The 25,373-nt window shown below is 40.8% G+C and carries 24 protein-coding genes; 11 read left to right on the top strand and 13 right to left on the bottom strand.

Going from position 1 to position 25,373, the window contains the following annotated elements; genetic code table 11:
• Positions 1-6: 6 nt before the first annotated feature.
• Positions 7-1,599, top strand: coding sequence for an ATP-binding protein (locus AC0VYH_RS04645; protein WP_475373350.1), 1,593 nt, complete (start codon positions 7-9; stop codon positions 1,597-1,599).
• Here AC0VYH_RS04645 and AC0VYH_RS04640 read toward each other — a convergent pair.
• The 6 genes from AC0VYH_RS04640 to AC0VYH_RS04615 form a co-directional block, all read right to left on the bottom strand.
• Entirely contained in the window at positions 1,578-1,781 is a 204-nt protein-coding gene (locus AC0VYH_RS04640) for a hypothetical protein (RefSeq protein ID WP_430243727.1), read from the bottom strand. The two genes, AC0VYH_RS04645 and AC0VYH_RS04640, sit on opposite strands and share 22 nt — an antisense overlap.
• Positions 1,782-1,890: 109 nt before the next feature.
• Entirely contained in the window at positions 1,891-3,438 is a 1,548-nt protein-coding gene (gene pruA / locus AC0VYH_RS04635; protein WP_194220430.1) for an L-glutamate gamma-semialdehyde dehydrogenase, read from the bottom strand.
• A 30-nt stretch (positions 3,439-3,468) separates the two neighbouring features.
• Positions 3,469-4,386, bottom strand: a complete 918-nt coding sequence (locus AC0VYH_RS04630; protein WP_475373349.1) for a proline dehydrogenase family protein — start codon at positions 4,384-4,386, stop codon at positions 3,469-3,471.
• A gap of 817 nt (positions 4,387-5,203) precedes the next feature.
• Positions 5,204-6,490, bottom strand: coding sequence for a PucR family transcriptional regulator (locus tag AC0VYH_RS04625; protein ID WP_430243733.1), 1,287 nt, complete (start codon positions 6,488-6,490; stop codon positions 5,204-5,206).
• Between the two features lie 169 nt (positions 6,491-6,659).
• Positions 6,660-7,451, bottom strand: a complete 792-nt coding sequence (locus tag AC0VYH_RS04620; protein ID WP_475373348.1) for an SDR family oxidoreductase — start codon at positions 7,449-7,451, stop codon at positions 6,660-6,662.
• A gap of 296 nt (positions 7,452-7,747) precedes the next feature.
• A complete protein-coding gene (locus tag AC0VYH_RS04615; protein WP_475373347.1) occupies positions 7,748-8,347 on the bottom strand; it encodes a hypothetical protein in 600 nt (199 codons plus the stop codon).
• A gap of 332 nt (positions 8,348-8,679) precedes the next feature.
• Between AC0VYH_RS04615 and AC0VYH_RS04610 the strand changes: the two genes are divergently transcribed.
• The 4 genes from AC0VYH_RS04610 (at position 8,680) to AC0VYH_RS04595 (ending at position 10,191) form a co-directional block, all read left to right on the top strand.
• Positions 8,680-8,790 (top strand): PTS sugar transporter subunit IIB, encoded by a 111-nt coding sequence (locus AC0VYH_RS04610; protein WP_475368484.1) that lies wholly within the window; start codon positions 8,680-8,682, stop codon positions 8,788-8,790.
• 280 nt (positions 8,791-9,070) lie between these two features.
• The gene (locus AC0VYH_RS04605; protein ID WP_194220426.1) at positions 9,071-9,436 is read left to right on the top strand and encodes a hypothetical protein; all 366 of its coding nucleotides are present in this window, start codon (positions 9,071-9,073) and stop codon (positions 9,434-9,436) included.
• Entirely contained in the window at positions 9,426-9,962 is a 537-nt protein-coding gene (locus AC0VYH_RS04600) for an RNA polymerase sigma factor (RefSeq protein ID WP_430243736.1), read from the top strand. The genes AC0VYH_RS04605 and AC0VYH_RS04600 overlap by 11 nt, the downstream gene beginning before the upstream one ends.
• Positions 9,946-10,191: a hypothetical protein gene (locus AC0VYH_RS04595; RefSeq protein WP_430243737.1), complete on the top strand. Its 246-nt coding sequence runs from the start codon at positions 9,946-9,948 to the stop codon at positions 10,189-10,191. The genes AC0VYH_RS04600 and AC0VYH_RS04595 overlap by 17 nt, the downstream gene beginning before the upstream one ends.
• Before the next feature lie 99 nt (positions 10,192-10,290).
• Here the strand turns inward: AC0VYH_RS04595 and AC0VYH_RS04590 are convergent, their stop codons facing one another.
• Together AC0VYH_RS04590 and AC0VYH_RS04585 are read right to left on the bottom strand one after the other, a co-directional pair.
• Positions 10,291-11,055, bottom strand: coding sequence for an alpha/beta hydrolase (locus tag AC0VYH_RS04590; RefSeq protein ID WP_430243739.1), 765 nt, complete (start codon positions 11,053-11,055; stop codon positions 10,291-10,293).
• 144 nt (positions 11,056-11,199) lie between these two features.
• On the bottom strand, positions 11,200-11,802 hold the full coding sequence (locus AC0VYH_RS04585; RefSeq protein ID WP_194220424.1) for a TetR/AcrR family transcriptional regulator: 603 nt from the start codon (positions 11,800-11,802) through the stop codon (positions 11,200-11,202).
• A 183-nt stretch (positions 11,803-11,985) separates the two neighbouring features.
• Between AC0VYH_RS04585 and AC0VYH_RS04580 the strand changes: the two genes are divergently transcribed.
• Positions 11,986-13,149 carry an MFS transporter gene (locus AC0VYH_RS04580; protein WP_194220423.1) on the top strand — a complete coding sequence of 388 codons (1,164 nt, stop codon included), beginning with the start codon at positions 11,986-11,988 and terminating at the stop codon, positions 13,147-13,149.
• Between the two features lie 42 nt (positions 13,150-13,191).
• Here AC0VYH_RS04580 and AC0VYH_RS04575 read toward each other — a convergent pair whose 3' ends face one another.
• Positions 13,192-14,601, bottom strand: a complete 1,410-nt coding sequence (locus tag AC0VYH_RS04575) for an MBL fold metallo-hydrolase (protein WP_475366674.1) — start codon at positions 14,599-14,601, stop codon at positions 13,192-13,194.
• A 545-nt stretch (positions 14,602-15,146) separates the two neighbouring features.
• Between AC0VYH_RS04575 and AC0VYH_RS04570 the strand changes: the two genes are divergently transcribed.
• The 5 genes from AC0VYH_RS04570 (at position 15,147) to AC0VYH_RS04550 (ending at position 22,512) form a co-directional block, all read left to right on the top strand.
• Complete coding sequence (locus tag AC0VYH_RS04570; RefSeq protein ID WP_475366673.1) at positions 15,147-16,541, top strand: sodium:solute symporter family protein; 1,395 nt, start codon at positions 15,147-15,149, stop codon at positions 16,539-16,541.
• A gap of 43 nt (positions 16,542-16,584) precedes the next feature.
• Positions 16,585-17,685, top strand: a complete 1,101-nt coding sequence (locus AC0VYH_RS04565; RefSeq protein WP_475373346.1) for a M24 family metallopeptidase — start codon at positions 16,585-16,587, stop codon at positions 17,683-17,685.
• A 226-nt stretch (positions 17,686-17,911) separates the two neighbouring features.
• Positions 17,912-18,391: a site-2 protease family protein gene (locus AC0VYH_RS04560; RefSeq protein WP_430243749.1), complete on the top strand. Its 480-nt coding sequence runs from the start codon at positions 17,912-17,914 to the stop codon at positions 18,389-18,391.
• Between the two features lie 307 nt (positions 18,392-18,698).
• Positions 18,699-19,271 carry a TetR/AcrR family transcriptional regulator gene (locus AC0VYH_RS04555; protein ID WP_475366671.1) on the top strand — a complete coding sequence of 191 codons (573 nt, stop codon included), beginning with the start codon at positions 18,699-18,701 and terminating at the stop codon, positions 19,269-19,271.
• A 73-nt stretch (positions 19,272-19,344) separates the two neighbouring features.
• On the top strand, positions 19,345-22,512 hold the full coding sequence (locus AC0VYH_RS04550; RefSeq protein WP_475366670.1) for a bifunctional cytochrome P450/NADPH--P450 reductase: 3,168 nt from the start codon (positions 19,345-19,347) through the stop codon (positions 22,510-22,512).
• A gap of 55 nt (positions 22,513-22,567) precedes the next feature.
• On the opposite strand, the gene dhaM is transcribed toward AC0VYH_RS04550, so the two are convergent.
• The 4 genes from dhaM to AC0VYH_RS04530 form a co-directional block, all read right to left on the bottom strand.
• Complete coding sequence (gene dhaM, locus AC0VYH_RS04545; RefSeq protein WP_475373345.1) at positions 22,568-22,954, bottom strand: dihydroxyacetone kinase phosphoryl donor subunit DhaM; 387 nt, start codon at positions 22,952-22,954, stop codon at positions 22,568-22,570.
• A complete protein-coding gene (gene dhaL / locus AC0VYH_RS04540) occupies positions 22,954-23,574 on the bottom strand; it encodes a dihydroxyacetone kinase subunit DhaL (RefSeq protein WP_475366669.1) in 621 nt (206 codons plus the stop codon). Before dhaL ends, dhaM begins: the two co-directional genes overlap by 1 nt.
• A gap of 12 nt (positions 23,575-23,586) precedes the next feature.
• The gene (gene dhaK, locus AC0VYH_RS04535; RefSeq protein WP_475366668.1) at positions 23,587-24,585 is read right to left on the bottom strand and encodes a dihydroxyacetone kinase subunit DhaK; all 999 of its coding nucleotides are present in this window, start codon (positions 24,583-24,585) and stop codon (positions 23,587-23,589) included.
• A gap of 128 nt (positions 24,586-24,713) precedes the next feature.
• Entirely contained in the window at positions 24,714-25,349 is a 636-nt protein-coding gene (locus AC0VYH_RS04530; RefSeq protein ID WP_194220413.1) for a YczE/YyaS/YitT family protein, read from the bottom strand.
• Positions 25,350-25,373 lie beyond the last annotated feature (24 nt).

The following is a 25,373-nucleotide window of genomic DNA, read 5'->3' as shown; positions in this document are numbered from 1 at the left end:
TGCCTCATGACGCAACGTGAAATTCAAATCCAACATTCTAAAAACACATGCGAACATGTCTATCAATTGGATCCAAACTCAATTCCTGTTCTTCACGTTTTACTTTCAGAAGAAGAGTTAGCGCTTCGTTTACAAAATTATTCATGTTCTCTCTCCATCATACAAAAATTCATGAAAAAGCTTCTTAGCTTTTTATCTGACACCCCAACCGTGGTGGTAACAACTGATCACGAAGGCTATGTATTAGATTCATATGGCGATGAATCCTTCGAACAAATGACAGCGTCACTCGGCATTCAAAATGGCGTTAAGTTTGATGAAGAAACAGCTGGTACGAACGCCATTACACTTGCCTTAAAACACCAAGAACCGATTCATCTCATTGGGGATGATCATTATCACTACTGCTTTGAAGATGTGGCTTGCTACTCAGCACCATATGCATATCATAATGGGGAGATTATCGGTACGATCTCCCTCATGACAACTAAGAAATATGCCTCTCAATTGCATCTAGGCTTGCTTTCATCTTCTATAGATACGATTGAACGGGAGATCCAGGTTAACAAGCAAAACGAACAGCTCCATCTCTATAACCAGATGCTTATGCGTGCCACTCCAATCGGAATTGTCATTTCGGATCAAGATGGGCAAATAAAAGAATTCAATCGAAGTGCTGAAAAACTAACGGGACTTAATAAAACCAAAATGATTGGCTATCCAATTACCGAAATCCCTACTCTTAAACCGTTTTTCGACCATGTGTTTTCGAAACAAAAGGGCATCGAAGACATCGAAATCACTTTTTTTAAAAACGATGAACGTAAATGCTTACTCGATATTTTGCCTCTTTACGATCACAATCAACAGCTAAGCGGAGCTTTCGCTCAATTCCGAGATATGACTTCTTATTATCAACTACAAGAACAGGTCATTCAATCTGAGAAGCTTTCTGCAATCGGAAAACTAGGTGCTGGTTTTGCTCATGAAATCCGCAACCCACTTACATCAATTATTGGCTTTACACAACTTTTAGATGTAGATGAGAAACAAGCCAATTACATTAGTATCATTAGGGCTGAACTCGACCGTATGAAAAATCTTGTAAATCAATTTGTTATGATGGGGAAACCAACGGTAAGCGAGCGAACGCTAAAACAGTTAAATCCCCTTGTATTTGAAACGGTAGAATTAATGAAAAGCAATGCTCACTTACATAATGTCGAACTTGAATTCGATGCGAACACTGAAAACATTACGGTTTGTATGGATTCCTCACAAATCAAACAAGTGCTCATTAATTTTATCAAGAATGCGATCGAAGCTATGCCTGAAGGCGGAGAAATCTCGGTTCATTTAACAAAAAACGAGGGAAATGCGGTTATCTCCATTGAAGATGACGGCAAAGGAATGAGCGAAGAAGAAGTGAAACAGCTAGGCACCCCTTTCTTTAGTACGAAAAGAAGCGGGCTTGGGATTGGACTATCGATTTGCTTTGATATTATGGAGGCTCATAATGGAGAAATAGCCATTGATTCAGAAATAGGAAAAGGTACAAAAGCCAGGCTCATTCTCCCTTACCATAAAGAAGAGAACTGAGCTTCTCTTTTTTTCCTCACATGCTCAACACGACGATGAACGTAAGGAGTAAAATCCCAATCGCTAGTGCGTCTAATCCATACTTTTGCCATTCTGTTAAGCTCTTGCCTTTTGGTTCTAATCAAGAAAGATAGAACAAGGATAATACCGATCGTGAAGACAATGGCAGCCCTAATCTTCAAATAGATAAAACCCCTTTTTCTTCCATATTTCTCATCCTAACTAAAACCAAACAAAGGCTGTTCCCCTAGCAGAGGGGAACAGCCTTTTTAAACTAATCGTGTTTACTAATTAATACATTTCTGAAACAGTTTTTGCTTGCATGTGAAGTCCAAGATAATCAGGTCCACCTGCTTTTGAATCTGTACCGGACATTTTGAATCCTCCAAATGGGTGGTACCCAACAATTGCGCCCGTACAGTTCCGGTTGAAGTATAGGTTACCTACATGGAAGTCCATTTTCGCTTGCTCAATGTGTGCACGATTATTCGTGATCACAGCACCAGTTAAGCCGTACTCTGTATTATTCGCAATTTCAATCGCTTCATCGAAGTTATCTGCTTTCGTTAAGCAAACAACCGGTCCGAAAATTTCTTCCTGCTGCATGCGTGATTTAGGAGCTAGGTCTGCAAATACAGTTGGCTTGATGAAGAACCCTTTCGAATCATCGCCTTCTCCACCAGCAACGAGGCGGCCTTCTTCTTTTCCAATTTCAATGTAGCTCATGATTTTATCAAATGATGCTTGATCAATAACTGGTCCCATGTACACATCTGGACCTGTCGTTTCACCTAGTGTAAGCTCATTTGTTAATTCAACAACGCGATCACGAACCTGATCATATACCTCTTTCAAAATGACCGCACGGGAGCCTGCAGAACATTTCTGACCTGAGAAGCCGAATGCTGAGACAACGATGGCCTGCGCAGCAAGTTCAAGATCAGCATCCTTATCCACAACGATCGTATCTTTACCACCCATCTCAACGATCACTCGCTTCAGGTGTTGTTGACCCGGCTGTACTTTCGCAGCGCGCTCATAAATGCGCGTACCAACTTCACGAGAACCAGTGAATGTGATGATCGATGTTTTCGGGTGATCAACGAGATAATCCCCTACTTCAGCTCCGCTACCTGGCACAAAGTTCAATACACCTTTAGGAAGCCCAGCTTCTTCAAGCACTTCAACAAACTTCGCTGCAACAACCGGTGTTGCACTTGCCGGCTTAAGAAGTACTGTGTTTCCTGTAACAAGTGGTGCTACTGCTGTCCCTGCCATAATCGCAAATGCAAAGTTCCATGGAGGAATAACAAGGGCAACTCCGCTTGGCGTATAAACGTAACGGTTTTGCTCTCCAGGACGGCTTTCAATCGCTTTCCCTTCACCTAGCTCGATCATTTGACGAGCATAGTATTCCATGAAGTCGATTGCCTCTGCAGTATCAGCATCCGCTTCTTTCCAAGGTTTACCGGCTTCGTACACCAGGTAAGCAGAGAATTCATGCTTGCGGCGTCGTACAATCGCAGCTGCGCGGAATAGAAGCTCAGCACGAGAGCGAGCCGACCATTTTCTCCAACCTTCAAATGCTTCATCTGCAGCTTGAATCGCGCGTTCCGCATGCTCTTTCGTTGCCTTTGATACGCGACCAACGATTTGTTCCTTGTTCGCAGGGTTAATGGAAACAATTTTATCTTCCGTGCTAACTCGCTCACCATTGATGAGAAGATCATGGTCTTTTCCAAGTTCTTCTTTTACTAGTTTAAGAGCCTCTTCAAAAGCCTTTTTGTTTTCCTTAACAGTAAAATCAGTAAACGGTTCGTGTTTGTATGGTACTACCATGAGTAAATTCCCCTTTCAAATATAAGAAGTTTATTTTTTAAATAATCCATTGAAAGCAAAGGCGATGTTCGCAGGTCGTTCCGCCAACCGCCGCATAAAATACCCATACCAATCGTTCCCATAAGGTAGGTATACTCTTACCGCATAACCTTCAGCAAGAAGATCTAGCTGACTCTGGCTTCGCATGCCGTAAAGCATTTGAAACTCAAATTGATCTTTCGGAATATCATGTTCTTTCACGAATTCTTTCGTAAAGTTAATGATGGCATCATCATGACTAGCGATGGCTGTAAAATTCCCATTCAATAAATGTTTCTTTATCAGCAGCTTCAAGTTATGATCCACATCTGATTTCGCTGGAAAAGCAACCTTCGCGGCTTCCTTATACGCCCCTTTCACAAGACGTAAATTCGGCTTTACTTCATTTAAATCATCTAAATCTTGATCGGATCGGTATAAATAAGACTGAACAACCGTTCCAATATTGTCGTACTTTCTCTTCAGGTCTTTATAAAGCTGAAGCGTCGCCTCCGTTCGTGTCGAATCTTCCATATCGATCGTAACGAATACATCATGCTTTACCGCTTCTTCCATAAACTCAATCATGTTACGCCATACAAGATCATGGCTAATATCCAGACCAAGTGAAGTGACTTTCAAAGACATCTGAGAATTTAGTTGATGAGCACTAATCATGCGAATGGTATTGATGCACTCCTGAGTCCGCTCCTTCGCTTCTATTTCAGAAGAAACAAACTCACCAAGATGATCCACCGTTACCCGAAGCCCCTGACTATTCAAATTCTGAATAAGAGGCACCGCATGCTCAAAAGTCTCACCCCCAACAATCTTATCCGCCCCAAACTTACTACCCCATCGTTTGGCGAGCCGATCAAGCGAGGGCCTGCTAGCGAGAAAAAGGAAAAAACTCTTGTTGATGGCTTCCAACTCTACCACGCTCCTTTTAACCCTATATCTCCAATCATTCACAAAGCTTGTGAAATACTTCAAAGAAAGTTTTTGTTTTCTTGTGAAAATTATATCGATTTTAACCCCCATCTGGCAACGTGGTCACGACACAATAGTTTGCTGAGATTTTGTGGTTTAAACACAATAGGAAAAGCGAAAGTGGGCGTTTAGACACGACAGGCACTGGAGCCATTTCATTTGAACACGCTTTTTGTGTTCGGATGAAATGGTGAAGTGACCAAGTGTCTGCCCACTGCAGCTGGATCTAGGGAAAAGCGGAGACGAGCGTTTAGAAACGGAGATATTGGAACTCTTGAACTAGAACACGCTTTTTGTGTTCTGGTGAAAGAGTGAAATATCGCAGTTTCTGCGAGTCGTAGCTGGATCTCAGGAAAAGCGGAGCGGGCCCGTTTAAATCCGCAGGATGTTGGAGCCCATGAGAGTGAGACGCTTTTTGTCTCATTCGATTGGGTGAAACAGCCGGAGGATTTGGCCCGCGCAGCTGGATCTCAGGTAAAGCGGAGACGAGCGCTTAGACACGACAGGCACTGGAGCCGTGAAAAGCGGAGCCCCCGTTTAGTGAGCGGAATTTCCGATTTGGACAATATATCTGGATTTTAGCCAATATATTCTGATTTTGGACAATATATCTCCATTTTGGCCAATAAACCACACTCCCCCCACGAAAACCAGCTATTGCGCCACACTTTCCAGCCCTAAACAACAGAAAAGAAGCTGCACAATGTGCAGCTTCCCAGTTTGGTCAATAAACAAGCTCCCAGCCCACTCAAATAGGCTACTTCGCAGTACTTTTCTGCTCCTCTACTGCAGAAAGGTACCGATTATAGTAAGACGGTATGTTGTTTAGCAACAACAACTCGATATATATGTGACTTTTCATATTAAAATCATCAAAATCAATGTCCGTTAAGTCCTGAATCTGCTTCATGCGATAGTTCAGCGTGTTTGGGTGGATAAACAGCTCAGCCGCGGTGCTTTTCCCCTTACCGTTGTTCGATAAATACACTTCTAGCGTCTTTAACAGACTGGAGTGACTAACTGAATCCTTTTCCATCAAGTTAAGCAAATTCTGATTAAAATAATGCTCCGTATTGTTTTTCTCATAAAGGGCGGCAAGATATCGGTAGACGCCAAGCTTTGAGAACTCACGTGGCATGACATCTGGCCTTGGACCAATGAAGTCAGCTGTCTCAATCACTTCTAATGCTTCTAAGAAGCTCTTCCTCATCTCAATGAGCTCCGTATATTCTTTCCCAATCCCAATCAAGAAAGAATAAAATTCTTCATGAGTTAACGCACTTTTTACATACTCTATAAGCTCTCGGCTATTTTCAATCGCTGAGCCTTTTCTATTTTTATCACCTGAAATAACAGCAACGATTTGAAGCTCAGTTTTCAGTACTTGAATTTTATGCCTCTTAAAACGGGATAAAAGCTCGAGAACTTCATTTAACAAGGGCTCCTGGGTAGGCTCAGCAATTGACATGACGAGTACGGAAAAGCGCTCAGGTAATGGTAAGCTCGCCACCTGAGCTTTACGCCGCATTTGATTTTCACTTTCGTATTCATGAAGAAGCACATTCCAAAGCAATTTCTCCTGCTTCCCCTCATGCTCTTTCCCTTTTTGATAAGAATCATGAATAAGCTTTCCAATGTGAGGTGTGATTTCAGTAAGAAAAGCAACCTCTTCTTCCGTCAGAGGACTATTCGTTTCTTGCACCCAGAGATATCCCATCGTCCGCTCTTCATAAATCGCTTTCACAACAATACGTTGATAAAAACCAATTTCCTCAATTGGAGCAATCCGGATCGGAGCTTCGTTGTTCTCAAGCTGCTGAACGATCCCTTCTTTTTTCAAACGATCAATAATAAACACTGGACATTTCTTATAGAGAATCGTCTTTTGCTGCGTTTGATCAAAGCTCTCCGATGCCGTGCTATATGAAATGAGTTCAAAGTTTTTGTTTTCAATAATGACCGGCTTATTCGTTGCGACACTGATCATCTCAGTCGCTTTATGAATATCTGTCGCTTCAAGAATGCGCTCTTTTGCTTCTACCATTATTTAACCCTCCCCTGTACCGCCAATTACATTAAAACCAAAGGGTTTAGCAATACCAGAATTAGTAATTCTTCATCTTCTTCTATTATATAGATTTATCTCTAAAAGAAAAATGATTTGGCGAGAATGACAAAAGAAAAAGGACGTAAGCGCTACGTCCTTTTTCTTATTACAGTGCTTTTACAAGTCCGCCATCGACAACGAGTGATTGCCCGGTCATATACGTATTTGCTCCTGAAGCAAGAAAAACAACTGTTTTCGCAAATTCATCAGGCTCCCCATATCGTTTCATTGGGATTGATAGCTCCGCCTGTCCTTTGAGATGAGTCACATCCATCCCTAACTGATCTGCCTTGATTTGATCCAACTGTTCAACTCGATCCGTCCCAATACGTCCAGGTCCAACCGTATTCACAAGAATATTGTGCTCGGCATATTCTTGTGAAAGACTTTTTGCTAGCCCTACGATACCCGCACGAAATGTATTTGATAAGATCAAATTATCTAGCGATTGCTTTATAGAGGAAGAGGCAATATTTACGATCCGCCCCCAGCCCTGTTCTTTCATAAAAGGAATAGCGGCCCGTGACGTTCGAACGAAGCTTAATAAATTTAGTTCAAAAGCATTCTGCCAATCTTCATCGCTGAAGTCCTCAAACTTACCAGCTGGAGGCCCGCCTGCATTATTAATTAATACATCGACACTACCGTATGTTTCAGCTGCAAACGTCATCAATTGTTTGATCTCATCCGCTTTTGTGACATCACAAACTCGAAATGTAATCTGATCATTTCCCGTTTCTTCAATCATTTCTTCGCAAGCTTTCTTAAGTTCTTCTTCACTTCGACTAGAAAGAACGACGCGTGCGCCTTCTCTTGCAAAAGCCAGTGCTGACGCTTTTCCTAGTCCTTTACTTGCCGCTGTTACGACAACTGATTTTTCTTGTAGGTTTAAATCCATAGCAAGAACACTCCATTTTTAATATGTTATTTTCTACAATTCTATCACTCTAAGTTCATTTTCGTTATAATATACCATCAAAAACGTTTCATTCTTATGAGTTGATTTCACACCTGAACTTTCTTTTCATCGTTCTCCACTCAAAACCGCAACTAGAATGCCGCCAACAATATACCACAACCACTATTGCTCAATCTTGGAGTCGATAAGAAGTATAGCATTAGATGCAATATGTACCCGTTCCTACATAAAAAAAGATTGAGGACAAATCCTCTCATTTGTCCTCGGTTTTTTCTTCAGTAAGCGATGCCAGTATTATCAGCGATTTCATCGTTTATGATCCCTATACCTTTTATCTTTTTCTCTTTCACAATCGGTGCAACAGATGGATTTTCAGGGTAGCTTTCTCCATCTAATTTCAGCTTATGGTAGGCTGGTTCTATTCCCCCACCCGCAACGTACATCACAATGTTCTTCCATCCATTAGTTGTTTCATTTTGAATGATTACGGGAGTTCTTACTAATGAAAAGCGCGTGTTAACAAAGTATGCTCCGTCCTTCTTTTCTAGTAAAAGACCACTGCATCCTCCGCTCCCACAGACAGAGGGACCTATTAAATAAACAAATGTCTCAGGAACCTGATCATCGTTCAGGTCTATCTTATTGTAGTAATAGCGAACGGAGTCTACACCCTTCTTTAAACCCAACTCTTTAGAAAAAACTTTTTCAAGCTCCATATCTCTTTTTGTTTCTGATTTGAAATAGGTTACTTCACTGAGATCTGGTTCTTGTTGGGCACTTTCTTCCATTTCATTAGTAGCATGTACCTTATCCAAGTAACCAACTAAAGTGCTGACGACTAATATCCAAACGAAGAGAAATCCAAGTTTATTCAAGTTACATCCTCCCTGTTAACCACTTTTCACCTAGGTTCTCCTTTTTACATCCATATATGTTTGTTTTTTCATACAAAAGCGACAGGTGCTTATCACACAACTGTCGCTTTCGTGGTCAAACTTTACGTTAATTTCCTGGTCGAGAAGCTCGCAAAGTAAATTTATACTCATCACTCTTAAAATAAATCTGACTATATTCGAAAATAGTGGAATCTTGAAAGGTACTATACAACTGCACCTTTAGAATCGGCAAATTCGAATCAGCCACCAGTAAAGACTACAACAAGAATAATCCAGGAAAAGGCAAGAACAAAGAATTAGCATTGGAAATCATGGAAGCACTTGGAGGCGAAAACAACATAAAGCATGTTGACGCCTGCTTTACTCGCCTTCGTGTAGAAGTAACGAAAGTAAAAGCATTTGACGAAAATCGCCTAAAGTAACTTGGAGCAGCTGGTGTTGTGAAAGTCGATCAAAACATCCAAGCTATTTTCGGTGGACGTTCTGATTTGTACAAAAATGAGATTAATAAAATTATGAAAGAATCAAATGCTTCTTAAAAAGGCTTCAAATTAATCATCATATAAGAGAGGTGCGACAACCAGTCGCGCCTCTTTTTTTAAGTTAAATTAATAATTAAGAAAAAAATCATTTATTAATGAACTTTCATTCCCTTTCATTTGTATAAATATGTGAAAATATAGAAAGAAAGGTGTGAAATACATGGCAATCGGTTGGATCATGGGGTTAGTGATGGCTGGAGTTCTCGGAACCATTTTTGCCGTCTTAATTGCAACGCTTCAAAAGCATGTTCACAAAACGAATGGGAGAATTGACTTTCAAAAAACAAATCTTTATTTCTACTGGTCACGCTGGGATTATGTCATGATCGCGTCGTCCATTTACTCATTCCTATGCATTACAGGGCTATTTGTTTTTCTAATTAAAGGTGAGAATATCGAAAATCCATTTGTTCAGTTCTTTCTACATCAAACGTTTGTCTTTCCACTTATCACGTTTCTCTGGTTTATTTTTCGACTGGCTTACACCTATAAAGGGATAAAAGAGCGCTGGCCGAATGAGTTTTAAGGAAAGTGGCGATTATTCCTTCGAAGCAGCCGTATCTATGACATTTGAGACTATTTATCTTATGTACAAAGACCCTCTTTATCGATTCATCTATCGGTATACGCGGGATGAGCAGTTGAGTATCGACATTGTGCAGGATACATTCGTTAAATTCCATAAATACCAGAACCGCTATGATGTCTCAAGAGCATCGCTTAAAACGTATCTATTTAAAATCGGTTATCACCTGATGATCAATAAAATTAAACGGAGAAAAAAGTGGCAATCACTCCTTCCCTTTCTAGTCAAGGGAGAGGAAAGTTTCTCTAGTGATACTGTTGAGAAGATGACAATTCAGTGGGCTATTAAGGAACTTTCAGAAAAACATCGGTCGGTTATCCTTCTCATCTATTATCACGATATGACTCAAGAAGAAACCGCCAACGTTCTAGATATCCCCGTTGGAACCGTTAAATCAAGATTATCTACAGCGATCAAACACTTAAGAGATTTATTGGAGGGGCAAAATGATGAAATCACACTATAAGCACGACCTACCTGAAGAACTCCGTGAACAGCTCGACCAGTATACTGTCGATGTTCCTCCTATTCCTTATAAACAGCAGAAAAGCGATCGACTAGCTGATTTTTTAGCTATGCCAGTACAAAACCCACTAGAAAATCACTCCATGACGCCTGGTCTTTTACTAAAAATCCAATTAGCTCCTATCGTCGTAACCATTGCATTGTCAGCAGGTTTCTTATTCTTTCTTTAGATATCAATTCGAAAGGGACCTCCTTTGAAGGTCCTTTTCCTTCACTTTAACAATTTCCTTCTTTTACCATTAAAGTGTTAGATATAACATTCATTCACTCTATCTCTCATTCATAAAAAAACTCATCAAATCATCCGTTCTGGTACGAAATGATTTATAGTTATGCTCCCCATCCTTTATCAAATGAAATTGCACACATGAAGCTTTCTCCTCCAGCAATTGATATATTCGATCATTTGAATTCAGAAATGCTTTATCAATCCGCTCGTCTCCAGATTCCTTATCTCCGCAATCCAAATAAAAGCAACTACGATCTGTTAGTTCGGACTCCAAGATAAATCCCTCCAATTCTTCTTGGTTTCGAAAAAAAGCGGAAGAGATGCAAGCTCCTTTACTAAAAACAGTAGGATAATGACAGAGGGCGTATGTAGTAAGTAATCCACCTAAAGAAATTCCCGCCATATAATTTGTATTTCTAAGCGTTCGGTATGTAGCGTCGATGGCTGGTTTTAAATCTTTTACGATATATGCGATATACTCTCGACCCTTCGCTTTTACGATCTCACTTTTACCTGTTAGCTCTTCACTTAATTGACCATGCCGCCATAAGCAATACTCTTCCATTCGTTTAGCTCCTGAATCAATAGCAACAACAATAAGCTGAAACTTTTTTTGCTCCAAATAGTTTAACAACCTCAGCGAACTTCCACCAACTACATCCTGATCTTCAAATACGTTTTGTCCATCATGCATATAAAGAACCGGGTAGCTTCTATCTGTATGAGCGTACTCATGAGGCAAATAGACGCGAATCATCCTCTCTTCCTGAAACACCGGAATCCAATATTTAATTTTCACTAACATTTTTCATACACCGCCTCTGCTTCCTTTCCTTTTCTATCAAAATCTCACGGTTCCTCTATTAACACTAAAAAAGCTAGTCTCGTTTTCCAATTGGAAAACGAGACTAGCTTTACCATGATGTTTAATTTGCTCAGGAAGGTACTCCTACTCTCGCTTCCTCACATGCATCTTCAAAATCCCAGTTGGTCCCTTCTGATTCAACTGAATCATTTGCTCAGCCATCTCCTTTGGTGTGTAGGGCATGTCATTTTCAAGCCACCAGGAAATCATTCCTGTATACGCAGAAGCGATATAGCTTGCGATCACCTCACTTGGTAATGGCAAAGGATCGAACCTTCCTTTCGCAATTCGATTGTCATAGAAATCAAAGAAAAAGCTACGCATATGATCAAGAAAGTTCGGCATTCCTTTTTTGATTAACATGACGTGAAAAAACTTATCATATTCGGCAATGCTTGAGAAAATGTGCTCTGCAATATATCGTTGCAAATCATCAATTGGTAAATTACCAGGTGGGATCGTCAGCGCCTCGCCAAAAAGCTGCCTCAGCATTTCATCAACCGTTTGAAGTAGTAACTCTTCTTTATCCTGATAATGCAAATAAAAAGTAGCGCGATTAACAGTGGCTTCTTTAGTAATATCAGCAATTGTAATTTTCTCATATTCTTTTACTGCCATTAGGTGGATAAACGCATCCTGTAAGAGCTTTCGCGTTCGGGTAACACGTGGGTCTTCTTTCTCTTTCATAAGAAATCTCCTCCAAATTAAACTTTTTCTCAACAAAATTTAACAACACGTCGTTTAGACAACGTTTCTCGAAAACTTGATTATTGCTCAATTTCATGACTCTGTTACAATATTTTACGACACTTGTTGTATAAATAACAACCGTTGTTCTTTTTGAACGATTTTTATAGGAGGTTAAGTTGAATGAATGAAAAAAAATTCACGAAAGCAAGATGGATAACGATCGCCGCCACCTTCCTTGCGTTTATGGGTATCGGGATTGTCGATCCAATTCTTCCAACAATCGCAGAGCAAATTGGCGCGAACCACTGGCAGGTTGAAATGCTGTTTACTGCCTACATTTTGACAATGGCGATTATGATGATTCCAGCCGGTATTTTTGCAAGTCGATTTGGTGATAAGCGCATGATGGTATTTGGTTTATTCATCGTTACGGTCTTTGCACTGCTTTGCGCTCTTTCAAATGGAATCGCAAGCCTATCTATTTTTAGAGCAGGTTGGGGATTTGGTAATTCTATGTTCTTCGCGACAGCCATGACGCTTCTAATCGCTTTATCTAAAGACCCGCAAAAAGCCGTTGGCTACTATGAGGCAGCTATTGGACTCGGAATGGCGGGCGGACCACTTGTGGGTGGTGTTCTTGGTGGTTATTCATGGAGATTCCCTTTCTTTGCAACGTCCATCTTAATTCTAGCTGCATTCTGCCTTGTTCTATTCTTTGTGTTTGAACCAAATGGCAAACAAAAACGAAAACCTGTTGGAATGAGTGAGTTAAAAGGACTTTTCTCATACAAGCCATTCCTAACTTCCGCTCTTGCAGCAATGCTTTATTACTATGGATTTTTCGTAGTTCTGGCTTATACGCCACTAATTATCGGACTTAATGCGATTCAAATTGGATTTGTCTTCTTTGGCTGGGGATTAATGCTCGCCTATGGATCAGCCATATTAAGTCACCAGCTTGAGAAGAAATTTCTACCTAAGAAGATTCTTCCGTATAGCTTATTGATATTTGCTATCTTACTAGCACTATTATTTGTTGTTCCATCAACACCTCTTCTGATTACTGTCGTGATCGTCTCAGGTCTTGCTTCTGGACTAAATAACGCGTTATTTACAAGCTACGTTATGGAGGTTTCTCCATATGAAAGAAGCATTACGTCAGGAGGATACAACTTCCTCCGCTGGCTCGGTGCTGCCATTGCTCCTGTTCTTTCCGGTTTGATTGGTCAAGGAGTATCAGCTCACGCACCGTTCCTCGTTGCAGCTGTCCTTAGTGCTGGAGGAATCGGATTAATGCTAATGAAGCCTAAGCCGGCTACGTTAGAAACTGAAATGAGTGCATAAGAAAAAAGCGTAAAGCAGTGTCTGCTTTACGCTTTTTTTTGATTATTTTTCGATTTTATCTCCATCTTTTTCCCATGCAGCAAAGCCACCGCTATAGTTTAAAATGTCCTTGAAACCGAGTGATTGTAGTAAGCTTGTTCCGATTGCTGAACGAGTGCCAGACTGACAGTGAACGACGATTGTTTTATCTTCTGGAATGTCATTCGCCTGATCTTCTAAATAGCCAAGCATGTGATGATTAGCTCCAGGAATATGACCTGAGTTCCATTCATTTTCTTTTCGAATATCTACAACATAAACATCTTCTTTGTCATAAACATCATTCAATTGTTCCGTTGAAATAAAGGAATATCCCTCTAGATCGTCCCACTGGGAAAGAAGTTCTGGACTTGCATAGCCACTTATATGGTCGATGCCAATCGAATGTAAGGCCTTCACAATCTCATCTTTCTGCTCATCGTCTGCAATGAGGAGAAGATCGTGCTCATAATCTAGAACCCAGCCTGACCAATTCGTAAAGGCTTTATTAAATGGAAGATTAATCGCTCCATCAATATGCCCATCTGCAAAATCCTGTGCAGGACGTGTATCAACGATTGTTGTGTTGTCCTTCGATGCAAGCGCACGGAACTCATCAACATTCATAATCTTTTCTAGTTCTTCCCCTGATAACACGTTAGGTCCTTCTTTATTCACCTTTTTCATAACCGCAAAGTATGTTGGGGCTTCTGGCTGTTCGTTTAATAATTCTTTAACGAATTCCCCTTCGTTCTCTTCTTTCAAGGCCCAATTATTTCGTAGCTCATAGCCCACTGTTGATTGTGGCACAGCACCAAGAGATTTCCCACAAGCACTGCCTGCACCGTGTCCTGGCCAAACCGTTAGAAATTCTGGTAGCTCTTTAAATTTTTGAAGTGATTGGAACATCGCCTTCGCTCCAGTTTCCGCTGTGCCAACAGCGCCTGCGGCTTTTTCAAGCAAATCTGGTCGACCAATATCACCAACAAAGACAAAGTCTCCTGTGAAAATGCCCATTGGTACTTCCGAGCCACCACCACGATCAGTGAGTTCGAACGAAATGCTTTCAGGGGTATGACCTGGGGTATGCATTACGCGAAGTTCTACATGACCAACGCGAATAATTGAACCGTCCGTTACTAGTTCGACATTTAATCCTTCTAGATAACCGTATTTCCAGTCTTGATCTCCTTCATCTGATAAATATAATTTCACGTCATGCTTTTCAGCTAATTGTCTAGCGCCTGATACAAAATCGGCGTGTATATGCGTTTCAGCTGCGGCCGCAAGATGAAAGCCTTCTTTTTTCGCTGTTTCTAAATACGGTGTCACGTCACGCGCCGGGTCAATCACAAGCGCTTCACCAGTTCGTTGACAACCGATCATATAAGAATACTGTGCCAATTTCTCATCAAAGAAAGTACGTAAATACATGATTTAATCCTCCCGAAAACGTATTGTTAATTACCCCACAGGGTATTTGATTTCATCATAAACTTTTTTAAACTTTTCATCAACCTTCTTGCTTTATACCCTGAATAACTAGTTCACCAAAACATCATTTTCCCCTTCTAAAGAAAAAAAGAGTGCTCTGCATTATTCTCAATCTTGAACACAATAAATAGCTCTTAACAGAACGTCATTTTCTAGTGTTTACTTCACTTCACATGTTTATCGATCCTTAAATTGTTTAAATTATAGTAAAAATCCAAATAATAGCGCTTTTATTTAATCTACAAAGTTTTTCGATTCAGTACTATATAACCACTTTATTTGAATTGTTTTCTATTAAATGAAAATAATAACCAATAATAGGTGAAGAAAGAAGTGTGTATTTAGATTGTCATCAGGTTTATTCCCAAAGTCTTCCACAGAGATTATTTCCCACTTTTTTTAATACCCAAATTGTTGTGATAGCATATTTAACGGTGCGCACCTAAGAAAAAACACAACTAAGACAAGGAAGTGACGTTTACGTAATGGAAATTACACACAATCCTAACCTTTTATGGTTTGTTATTGCTTATGGCATTCTCATGGTGGGACTTGGAATTTATTTCTCTAAAAAAGTGTCAAATAGTGAGGATTTTATTCTCGCTGGTAAAGGACTTGGTGCTCTAGTATTAACGGGTACACTGCTAGCAACCTGGACAGGTAGTGGAAGCATTTCAGGTGGCGAAACGTCTATGGCGTATAGCTATGGAATTATTCCGGCGTTTCTAATGGCCATTCCAACGATAGTAGGTATCTTGATTCTTTATATCATTGCTCCAAGAATCCGAGCATTTGGGAAATATACAGTATCTTCAATACTTGAAGAGAAATACGGTTCATTCGCGAGGACGCTGGCAGGCATTATCATTATTCTTGCCTATGTAGGAATTGTTTCCTATCAGATGAAAGGGTTTGGCTTCATTCTGAATCTGACAACAGGTATTTCAGTTGAAACAGGTACTATTATCGGTGCTGCTCTTATCATCTTCCTAGCAACGATTGGTGGATTACGCTCGGTAGCTCCTACTGACGCTGTAAGTGCCATTTTAATGGTTGTCGGGCTAGGTATCACATTACCAACCATATTTGTTATTGCTGGTGGTTGGGACAGCATCCTGGCGAATGTACCAAAAGACCACTTAACATTTAGCGGCCAGTTATCGAACATTCAATTATTAGGTTATTTATTACCTTCCCTCTTTCTATTATTGGCTGACCAGAACATGTATCAGCGGTTGGCTTCATCAAGTGGAGATCGTTCATCGAAAAAAGCCCAAATTGGTTGGCTCGTGGCGATGCTTCTGATTTCTCCAACAATTAGTTTAATCGCTTTTGCAGCACGTTCAATCTTCCCTGATATTGATCCAGGGATGGCACTGATGGCAACAACTGTCGTGATGCCAACGTTTGTCGGCGGTATTTTATTAACGGCAGCAACAGCCTTTATTATCACTACAGGTAACTCTTACCTTCTTTCCGCCGCTACAAACGTAACGTATGATCTGTACGGAAAATATTTAAAAAAGGATGCGACTGATAAGCAGCTGTTAGTCATGACCAAATGGTTCATCGTCATCCTCGGGGTTCTTGCTTATGTCATTATTAGCTTCTTCCCTACCGTATTATCTGTTCAAATGTATGCTTATACCGTTTACGGAGCTGGTATTACTCCTGCCGTATTAGCTGTCTTCTTCTGGAAACGTGTCAACCTTTATGGCGGTGTATCGTCTATGATCGCCGGAGTTGTGACAACGCTTGTTTGGGAAATCCCACTTGCAAAACCATTTGAACTAAATAGTGTTCTTTTCGCTGTTCCAGTAGCAGTTATCGTATTAATTGTCGTAACTTTAGTAACTACCAACAAAACAAAGTCTGAATAAGTTAGTCATCATTAAAATTTTTAAGAACAGGTTGTGAGAAAAAATGAATCAGCGTTTAGATAAATTTTCGAAGTGGCTAGAAGAAACTGAACAAACCTTTGCGTTTGTTCACTCTTCTTCCAATGTATTCTATCTTTCCAACTTTGAATGTGAGCCACATGAACGACTATTAGGTTTATTTATTTTCCCGGATGCAGAACCGTTTCTAGTTTGTCCGGGTATGGAAGTATCTCAAGCAAGAGATGCAGGGTGGAAATATGAGATTATCGGACATGGAGATGCCGATGATCCATGGGAATTTATCCATAATGCCTTGAAGAGTCGCGGTATGAAAGAAGCGAGTCAGGTAGCTATTGAGAAAGAAACACTCTCTTATGGACGTGCTGAACAAATCATGAAACGTTATCCATCTGTTTCATTTACAAGTGCTGAAGAGAAACTTCACGAACTACGTTTAATTAAAGATGAGCAAGAATTAGAGATTCTAAGAAGAGCTGCTGAACTAGCAGACTTCGGGGTAGAGACGGGAGTTAAAGCGCTCCAAGAAGGTTGTACTGAGATGGAAGTTCTTGCAACGATTGAGTACGAACTTAAGAAAAAAGGAATTCGTGAAATGTCCTTTTCAACAATGGTGCTTTTCGGTGAAAAAGCTGGACAGCCACACGGTAATCCAGGCGATCGTAAGTTGAAAAAAGGCGACCTCGTTTTATTCGATCTTGGTGTGGTGTTAGATGGCTATTGTTCAGACATTACGCGAACAGTTGCTTACAAAGAAGTGAATGAAAAGCAAAAAGAAATTTATGATGTCGTACTGAACGCTCAGCTTGAAACGCTCAATATCTCTCAACCTGGAACAAGACTTGGAGATCTTGATAAAACGGCGAGACAAATCATTGCAGACGCTGGATATGGAGACCAGTTCCCTCACCGCATCGGTCATGGAATTGGAATTGAAGTTCATGAATATCCATCTATGAGTGAAAACAACGACTCTCTTCTAATTGAAGGAATGACATATACGATCGAGCCAGGCATCTATGTACCTGAAGTAGGCGGAGTTCGAATTGAAGATGATGTTCTTGTTACGAAAACAGGGTATGAAACATTAACAAAGTATCCGAAAGAACTTCAAATTATTGAATAAGCTCCGGTGGAACGCCTTTCATAGGGCGTTCCTTTTTATATGGTGAAGTCCTTCTAGTGTTTAGTTTTGTTCGTCTACATGACTGTTTTCTCATCTCCATCATTCACGTAAGCTAAACTTTTTGATAAATAGAACATCTTCTAATCGTGTTACAAACGTATTAAATACGGGAACGCTTTTCTTACAGCACTTTATATTTATCACAATACCACTTTGGAGGTTTTAAATGTTTACCTTAAGCGATATCCCAATGTTCTTCGTGAACTTTTTCATTATATTACCGATCATTACTCTACTACATGAAGCTGGTCACGTTCTTGTTGCAAGGGTTTTCGGAGGAAAAATTAAGTTCTGTATCGGAACTGGCAAGACCATTTTTAATATCGGACCTCTAGAAGTAAAAAAGAAGTACTTTATGGAAGGATGGTGTCAGTACGAGGATCTCACTTATAACAAGACATGGGCACACGTTGCCATCTATGCGGCAGGTAGTTTATTTAACATCATTGTCGTCCTTATTATGAACGCATTGATTTATGCGGAAGTCCTTCCAGTAGACCTATTTTTCTATCAATTCACTTACTTCTCCATCTACTTTATCTTCTTTTCTCTCATGCCTTATCGAAATGATTCTGGTAAACCAAGCGATGGCATGGCTATTATTGATGTACTCCGCTACGGAAAAGCTCAAGATCCAATCGATTGATCGATGACATAACTTTCAAAGAAAGAGCCACTTTTCGTCCGAAGAGTGGCTCTTTCTTTGACTTGAGAATCTCCCTTCTATGATGAGGGACATTAAAGGAAAAATAATCCCCTTTAAATACCACATCATGGTTTCAGAAGATTATTTTTCCAATCATTTGCATATTCATAGGTTTTAAGACCCTTTAGTTAACAAGATCTTCAATCTTTTTAGGTCCTCTGCTTTATTGTTAAGCTTTTCCAATAGGTTTAAAATAGAAAGGGAATGAATGTTCATTCCGTATGTTGTGTAAGAAAGGGGGATGCTTGTGACGACCCAAAATAAGCGGGAAAACATTATGACAAGCGCTCTTGCTTTATTTGCTGAGCGAGGTTTTGATGCGACTACCGTGCCAATGATTGCCACCTCAGCTAATGTGGGTGCTGGCACGATCTACCGTTATTTTGAGAATAAAGAGGTGCTCGTTAACACCCTTTTTCAAGATTATGTTCGAACATTTACAAAGACGATTGAGGATCAATTTCCTTATCATCAGTCCGTTCGTGATCAGTTTCACCATATATTTAAAGCCATGATTTTGTTTACAAATCAAAATGAACATGCGCTCTATTTTATTAAAAAGCATAGTGCCGCACACTTCCTAGATCGTCAAAGTCAGGAAGATTTCACACAGCTGCTTAACCTATTAAGAAGCTTCTTTGATATTGGTAAACAACAATCAGTAATTCGAAACCTGCCTTCTGAAGCCTTAATCGCCATCCTTTATGGAGCTTTTCTAGAACTTCAGAATCTTGTAAGAGCAGGTGAACTTCATCCCAACCCAGAGCTTCTTTCAGGTATTGAGAATAGCTTATGGGATTCCGTAAGATCACATTCGTGAAGAGCATTTGCTCTTCATAAAGCGAAATGAATGAACGTTCATTCCGCTAATTTATAGATGAGGTGATTTAAACATGACTACTAAGAAATCGTTCCCACAGCCCCGAACATATGGACCTTTAGGAAGCATTCCTCTTATTGATAAAGAAAAACCTATTCAATCGTTTATGAAGCTAGCAAAAGAATTCGGGCCAATCTACCAATTTCAATTCCCTGGCCGCACAAGTACATTCGTTTCCAGCGCAGATCTTGTCGCTGAAATTACCGACGAGAAGCGGTTTGACAAAAAAATAGGCCCTGCCCTCCAAAAAGTTCGTGCTTTCGGTGGAGATGGTCTATTTACAAGCGAAACGGAAGAACCAAATTGGAAAAAAGCCCATAATATTCTTCTACCAAGCTTTAGCCAACAGGCCATGAAGGGCTATCATAATAAAATGGTTGATATTGCCACACAGCTTATTCAAAAATGGGCACGATTGAATCCTGATGAAGAGGTCGATGTATCTGAAGACATGACTCGCTTAACGCTTGATACCATTGGTCTTTGTGGATTCGACTTTCGTTTTAATAGCTTCTACAGAGAGAATAATCATGAATTTGTCGATGCTATGGTTCGTGCGCTAGATGAAGCAATGAATCAATCACAACGTCTCGGTGTTCAAGATAAGCTAATGGTAAGATCTAAAAAGCAGTTTCGAGAAGACATTGACTATATGTTCAATCTTGTCGATGACTTAATCGCCGATCGTAAGAAAAACGGGGATCAGGGTGAAGATGATCTTCTCTCTCATATGTTAAAAGGAAAAGACCCAGAGACAGGTGAACCTCTTGATGATAAAAACATTCGTTTCCAAATCATCACCTTTTTAATAGCTGGCCATGAAACTACCAGCGGTTTGCTTTCATTTACCCTTTACTACTTAATGAACAACCCTGACAAACTAGCAAAAGCCCAAGAAGAAGTCGATCGCGTTGTTGGAGATGGCATTCCTGACTATAAGCAAGTGAAACAGCTTAAATATGTCCGAATGATTTTAAATGAAACGCTTCGGTTATGGCCAACGGCTCCTGCGTTTACTCTTTATGCGAAAGAAGACACCACGTTAAACGGTGAATATGATGTGAAAAAAGGTGATGATTTCACACTTCTTTTACCAGAACTTCATCGTGATAAATCCATCTGGGGTGAAGATGTCGAATCATTTATTCCAGAGCGATTTGAAGATCCATCATCTATCCCTCAGCATGCTTTTAAACCATTTGGTAATGGACAGCGTGCTTGTATCGGACAACAGTTTTCTCTTCATGAATCTACGCTATTGCTTGGTATGATCATCCAGAATTTCGACCTGATTGACCATGCGAATTATCAGCTAGAAGTAAAAGAAACATTAACACTAAAACCTGACGGCATGAAAATGAAGGTGAAACCAAGAAAAGATTCGATTTCTTTTGTAACTCAAGCTTCTGAGCCTGTTCAAAAAGATAAGAAAACCGCGCCAACACCCGTTGAAAATGCGCACGGCACTCCTCTTTTTGTCTTATATGGTTCAAACCTTGGCACCGCTGAAGGAATTGCACGTGACCTTGCTGAGACTGGTCGACAACAAGGCTTTAGCTCTCAAGTTGGGCCACTGAATGATTATGTGAATGAACTTCCACAGGATGGAGCTGTTCTGATTGTGTCTGCTTCCTATAACGGAAATCCTCCAGACAATGCGGATGAATTTGTACAGTGGCTTGATGAGATGGAAGATGGAGCAGTAAATGGTGTGCAATATGCTGTATTTGGTTGCGGTGACCGTAACTGGGCAAACACTTATCAACGCATTCCTTCTTTCATCGACGAGCAATTATCTCAAAAAGGTGCAAAGCGAATGGCTGAAACTGGATTTGGCGACGCAAGTGATGACTTTGAAGGCGATTATGAGAAATGGGAAGCAACGCTTTGGCCAAATCTCGCAGAAGCGATGAATATAGAATTAAATGAAAATAACGCAGAAAACAGCGCGATCTCTATGAGCTTCGTGAGTGGCGTAAGTGATACACCTCTCGCTAGAACACATCATGCTTTCACTGCTATTATTAATCGAAATGTAGAATTACAGCATACAGAGAGCGGCAGAAGCACGCGCCACATTGAACTTATGCTTCCTGATGGCGCTTCATACCAGGAAGGTGATCATGTTGGTATCCTTCCACAAAACAGTGATAACATGGTTAACCGCGTCCTCGAGCGCTTCTCTTTAAATGGTCATGATCACGTGCTACTGACTGGAGATTCTGGTAAAGCAGCGCATCTTCCTACTGACAAACCAGTGAAACTCCAGGAACTTCTTTCTTCTTATGTAGAGCTTCAAGAACCAGCAACTCGTTCTCAAATACGTGCGCTAGCTGCACATACAGTTTGCCCACCGCATGTTGTGGAGCTCGAGCAATTACTTGAAGACGACATATATAAAAAAGAAGTTCTTGAGAAACGCGTTACGATGCTTGAACTCGTTGAGGAGTACATGGCTTGTGAGATTCCATTTGAGCGATTCATTGCACTGCTTCCACCATTGAAAGCTCGCTACTACTCCATTTCTAGTTCTCCGCTTTACAAAGAGCGAGAAGCGAGCATGACAGTTAGTGTCGTTCGAGACACTGCATGGAATGGTAAAGGAGAGTACAAAGGTGTTGCCTCTAACTACCTGGCAACGCGTGAATTTGGTGACAAAGTGGCCTGCTTCATTAACACGCCACAGTCCAACTTCCAGCTTCCAGAAGATCCAGAAACACCAATGGTCTTAATTGGACCTGGAACTGGCATTGCGCCATTTAGAGGGTTCATTCAAGCACGTCGTGAATTAAGCAAGCAAGGCGTCAAGCTTGGTGCTGCTCACCTCTACTTCGGCTGTCGTAATCCTGAACATGATTACTTATACCAGGAAGAGCTAGAGCAAGCTGAAAAAGATGGACTTGTTACCCTTCACACTGCTTTCTCTCGTTGCCCTGGAAAAGAAAAAACGTATGTTCAACATCTTGTATCCGATAACGCTACAGATGTTATCCCACTTCTAAAAGAAGGTGGACGCTTGTACGTTTGCGGCGACGGTAGCCACATGGCTCCTGAAGTTGAGCAAACGATGATCACAAGCTATCAATCAATGTATGAAACAACTGAGCAAGAAGCGATTCAATGGCTAGAAGAACTTGAGCGAGACGGCCGATATGCGAAAGACGTATGGGCTGGCGCTTAAAATTTAGAAAAACAGCGCATCCAGGCGGATGCGCTGTTTTTTTCAATTCTTCTTTTCACTGCACTTTCTTCATATCTTTTGCATGAACTGCTGATTTCACCACTTCATCTAGTGACTTGCCAAATCCAGCTTCCATTACCGCACTATAGGCGCCCTCAATCAATGGCGCATCTGCAATCTTGACGGAATGAGCATCCTCTATTAAATCGATCGCCATCTCTGCATTCATGACTGAGCTTCCGAAATCCACGAGAATAACGACGCCATCGCCATGGTCTGCCTTTTCAATAGAAGTTTGAATCTTAATAGCACTCGTTCCCATTCCACCATCATCTGTTCCTCCAGCATCGAGCACAGTAACTTCAGGCTGTGCTTCATCTAGCATCTTTTTCAATCCCTTTGAAATATCAGGACTATGTGATACTAAGACAAGACTGACCATTAAGCTTCACCGTCCTTATCGAGAACTGTCGCAAGGGATTCTATTAGATAATAAGAAGACTGCGCCCCCGCATCCTGTTTACCTTTTGATTTTTCTTTGTAGTAAGCCGCTCTGCCTTTCTTGGCTTCATACTCTTTTACATGCTCAAGCGCTTCCTTCGCCTTGTCGATCAAATGAGCAGGTGTAAGCTCATTTCCCTTCTCTTCCATTAACTCAATTACAGGTTCAAGTAAGTCGACCATCGTCTTCTCTTCACGCTCAGCCTTACCTCGTTTCTTCATTCCATCCACGCCAACTCGAAGACTTGAAGAAAGGTCGCTAATCTGCACTTCTGTTCCTTCTAACTGATTTCCAGCTTTCATGAAAAGAGTGCCGTAAAGCGGTCCTGAAGCACCGCCTATCTTAGACAACAGACTCGTTCCAACAGCCTTCAGTACTTTCCCTGGTTCATCCGTCTCTTCATTCAGCTGTTCGACAGCCGCCTTAAAGCCTCTTGTCATGTTAAGCCCATGATCTCCATCACCCAGTACCTGGTCAAGATCAGTTAGCTGTTCTTTATTCGATTCTATCTTTTTAGCAGACTCTTTGATCCATTGTCTAGCCATCTCTGCTGTAAACATACATGACCCTCCTTAGTCGTTTATCGTCCATGCAATCGTCTGACATGGGTTTGTCACGTATTTCTTTAGTTCATTCGTTAATTTTAGAACTGTTAAAGAAGCACCTGCCATTTCTAGGGCAGTCATATAGTTGCCCACTAACGTCAATTCCGATTTAATGCCTTTTTCCTTTAAGAGATCATGAATACGATTATTTAAAATGTATAGTTCCATTAATGGAGTTGCTCCCATTCCGTTCACAATGACCGCTATTTCACCGCCTTGTTTTAGTTCTAGTTCGGGTAGCACTTCTTCTACAAGACGCTCTGCCAATTCATCGGCCGAAACCAGTCCGATCGTTTCCATCCCAGGCTCACCATGAATACCAATTCCAAGCTCCATTTCATTTTCTTTAATATCAAATCCTGGATTTCCTGAGCCAGGAACCTGGGCCGGATGAAGCGCTGCGCCCATTGATCTGACATTTTGAACCACTTCCTCAGCAAGCGCTTTCACTTCTTTCAGTGTTTTACCTTCTTGTGCAGCTGCCCCTGCAATCTTATGAACGAAAATAGTTCCTGCTACGCCTCTTCGACCTGTCGTATGAGTACTATCCTCTACCGCAACATCATCATTAACAATCACTTGTTCGACAGATATACCTTCGTCTTCAGCCATCTCGGCCGCCATTTCAAAGTTCATAACATCCCCAGTGTAATTTTTAGTAATAAGGAGAACTCCAGCACCCTGATCAACCGCCTTAATCGCTTCTAAGATCTGATCTGGTGTAGGAGATGTAAACACTTCTCCACTCACAGCAGCATCAAGCATACCTTCTCCAACGAACCCCGCATGTGCAGGTTCATGTCCACTTCCGCCACCGCTAACAACACCTACTTTGTTTTCCGCCAGATTTTTTCTTACGAGAACTGTTGTACCTTCCAGTCTTTGATAGGATTCGGGATGAGCTTTCACCATTCCGTCCAGCATTTGGCTTACAACGTCGTCTGGTTGATTGATTATTTTCTTCATCAGTTTATCCCTCCCAGAATGGTTATACCCGTGTTTTAGATTTCGCAAAAGTCAAAATAAAAGGAAAGACCTCTCTCTATAAAAAAGACGCTTCTGTTTTTTCAGAAAAGCGCCTTTAACGTATGATTTTATAAATATTCTTCATGTGGTGCTTGCGCTGGGTATAGCACGTAATACAGCGGATAAGCTCTTTCATACCAGAACTGAATGATTGGGCCAAGTAAAAATACGAGTGCAATAGTCCCAACGCCGACAGGCCCTCCGATCATTAATGCAAGTGAAGCCATAACAACAGCCACAATCGTCTGTCCCATTTGTAAGCTAAGATTGAATCTAGAGCTAATAACGAGAAACAGCTGATCAAACGGTGCACGTGGAAACTGTGGCAATATATAGATAGCCACTCCTAGCCCAATCGCTCCCATCCCAGCAATAAGAATCGCTACTTTTGCCATCAGCGGTGCTGATGCTAACTGAACGGATGAAAATACAATCTCTAACCAGAAGTCCAAAATAAAACTTTCTAATATAATTGGTAAGATGGCTCCATACTCTGGCTTTTGTTTCATTAAATTCCCATTTAGGAATATAACCAGTATTTGAAATAAACCATACCAGAAACCAACTGTTAACCCAGCTAAATCGGAAAGACCTATAAAGAACGAAGTCCAAAATCCTGCGCCAAGCGTTGCATGAATAACTAGTGCAACACCAAAGAAGTTAATAAACATACCTAGAAGATAAACCGTAATTCGATAAAACATTACGACCTCCTCCCTTCCACTAAA

This window comes from Anaerobacillus sp. QJM3NY_32, assembly GCF_056173645.1.
Note: the sequence above shows the minus strand (reverse complement) of the source record. Positions and strands in the feature narration are given on the sequence as shown.

Excerpts from the sequence above, each read along its gene's own strand:
- AC0VYH_RS04595 (WP_430243737.1), top strand. The coding sequence starts at position 9,946 with ATGAAATCACACTATAAGCACGACCTACCTGAAGAACTCCGTGAACAG.
- AC0VYH_RS04550 (WP_475366670.1), top strand. The coding sequence starts at position 19,345 with ATGACTACTAAGAAATCGTTCCCACAGCCCCGAACATATGGACCTTTA.
- AC0VYH_RS04560 (WP_430243749.1), top strand. The coding sequence starts at position 17,912 with ATGTTTACCTTAAGCGATATCCCAATGTTCTTCGTGAACTTTTTCATT.
- pruA (WP_194220430.1), bottom strand. The coding sequence starts at position 3,438 with ATGGTAGTACCATACAAACACGAACCGTTTACTGATTTTACTGTTAAG.
- AC0VYH_RS04585 (WP_194220424.1), bottom strand. The coding sequence starts at position 11,802 with ATGAAAGAGAAAGAAGACCCACGTGTTACCCGAACGCGAAAGCTCTTA.
- AC0VYH_RS04575 (WP_475366674.1), bottom strand. The coding sequence starts at position 14,601 with ATGTATTTACGTACTTTCTTTGATGAGAAATTGGCACAGTATTCTTAT.
- dhaM (WP_475373345.1), bottom strand. The coding sequence starts at position 22,954 with ATGGTCAGTCTTGTCTTAGTATCACATAGTCCTGATATTTCAAAGGGA.
- AC0VYH_RS04610 (WP_475368484.1), top strand. The coding sequence starts at position 8,680 with ATGGAAGCACTTGGAGGCGAAAACAACATAAAGCATGTTGACGCCTGC.
- AC0VYH_RS04570 (WP_475366673.1), top strand. The coding sequence starts at position 15,147 with ATGGAAATTACACACAATCCTAACCTTTTATGGTTTGTTATTGCTTAT.
- AC0VYH_RS04625 (WP_430243733.1), bottom strand. The coding sequence starts at position 6,490 with ATGGTAGAAGCAAAAGAGCGCATTCTTGAAGCGACAGATATTCATAAA.
- AC0VYH_RS04645 (WP_475373350.1), top strand. The coding sequence starts at position 7 with ATGACGCAACGTGAAATTCAAATCCAACATTCTAAAAACACATGCGAA.
- AC0VYH_RS04600 (WP_430243736.1), top strand. The coding sequence starts at position 9,426 with ATGAGTTTTAAGGAAAGTGGCGATTATTCCTTCGAAGCAGCCGTATCT.
- AC0VYH_RS04530 (WP_194220413.1), bottom strand. The coding sequence starts at position 25,349 with ATGTTTTATCGAATTACGGTTTATCTTCTAGGTATGTTTATTAACTTC.
- AC0VYH_RS04580 (WP_194220423.1), top strand. The coding sequence starts at position 11,986 with ATGAATGAAAAAAAATTCACGAAAGCAAGATGGATAACGATCGCCGCC.
- AC0VYH_RS04605 (WP_194220426.1), top strand. The coding sequence starts at position 9,071 with ATGGCAATCGGTTGGATCATGGGGTTAGTGATGGCTGGAGTTCTCGGA.
- AC0VYH_RS04620 (WP_475373348.1), bottom strand. The coding sequence starts at position 7,451 with ATGGATTTAAACCTACAAGAAAAATCAGTTGTCGTAACAGCGGCAAGT.
- dhaK (WP_475366668.1), bottom strand. The coding sequence starts at position 24,585 with ATGAAGAAAATAATCAATCAACCAGACGACGTTGTAAGCCAAATGCTG.
- AC0VYH_RS04590 (WP_430243739.1), bottom strand. The coding sequence starts at position 11,055 with ATGTTAGTGAAAATTAAATATTGGATTCCGGTGTTTCAGGAAGAGAGG.
- dhaL (WP_475366669.1), bottom strand. The coding sequence starts at position 23,574 with ATGTTTACAGCAGAGATGGCTAGACAATGGATCAAAGAGTCTGCTAAA.
- AC0VYH_RS04565 (WP_475373346.1), top strand. The coding sequence starts at position 16,585 with ATGAATCAGCGTTTAGATAAATTTTCGAAGTGGCTAGAAGAAACTGAA.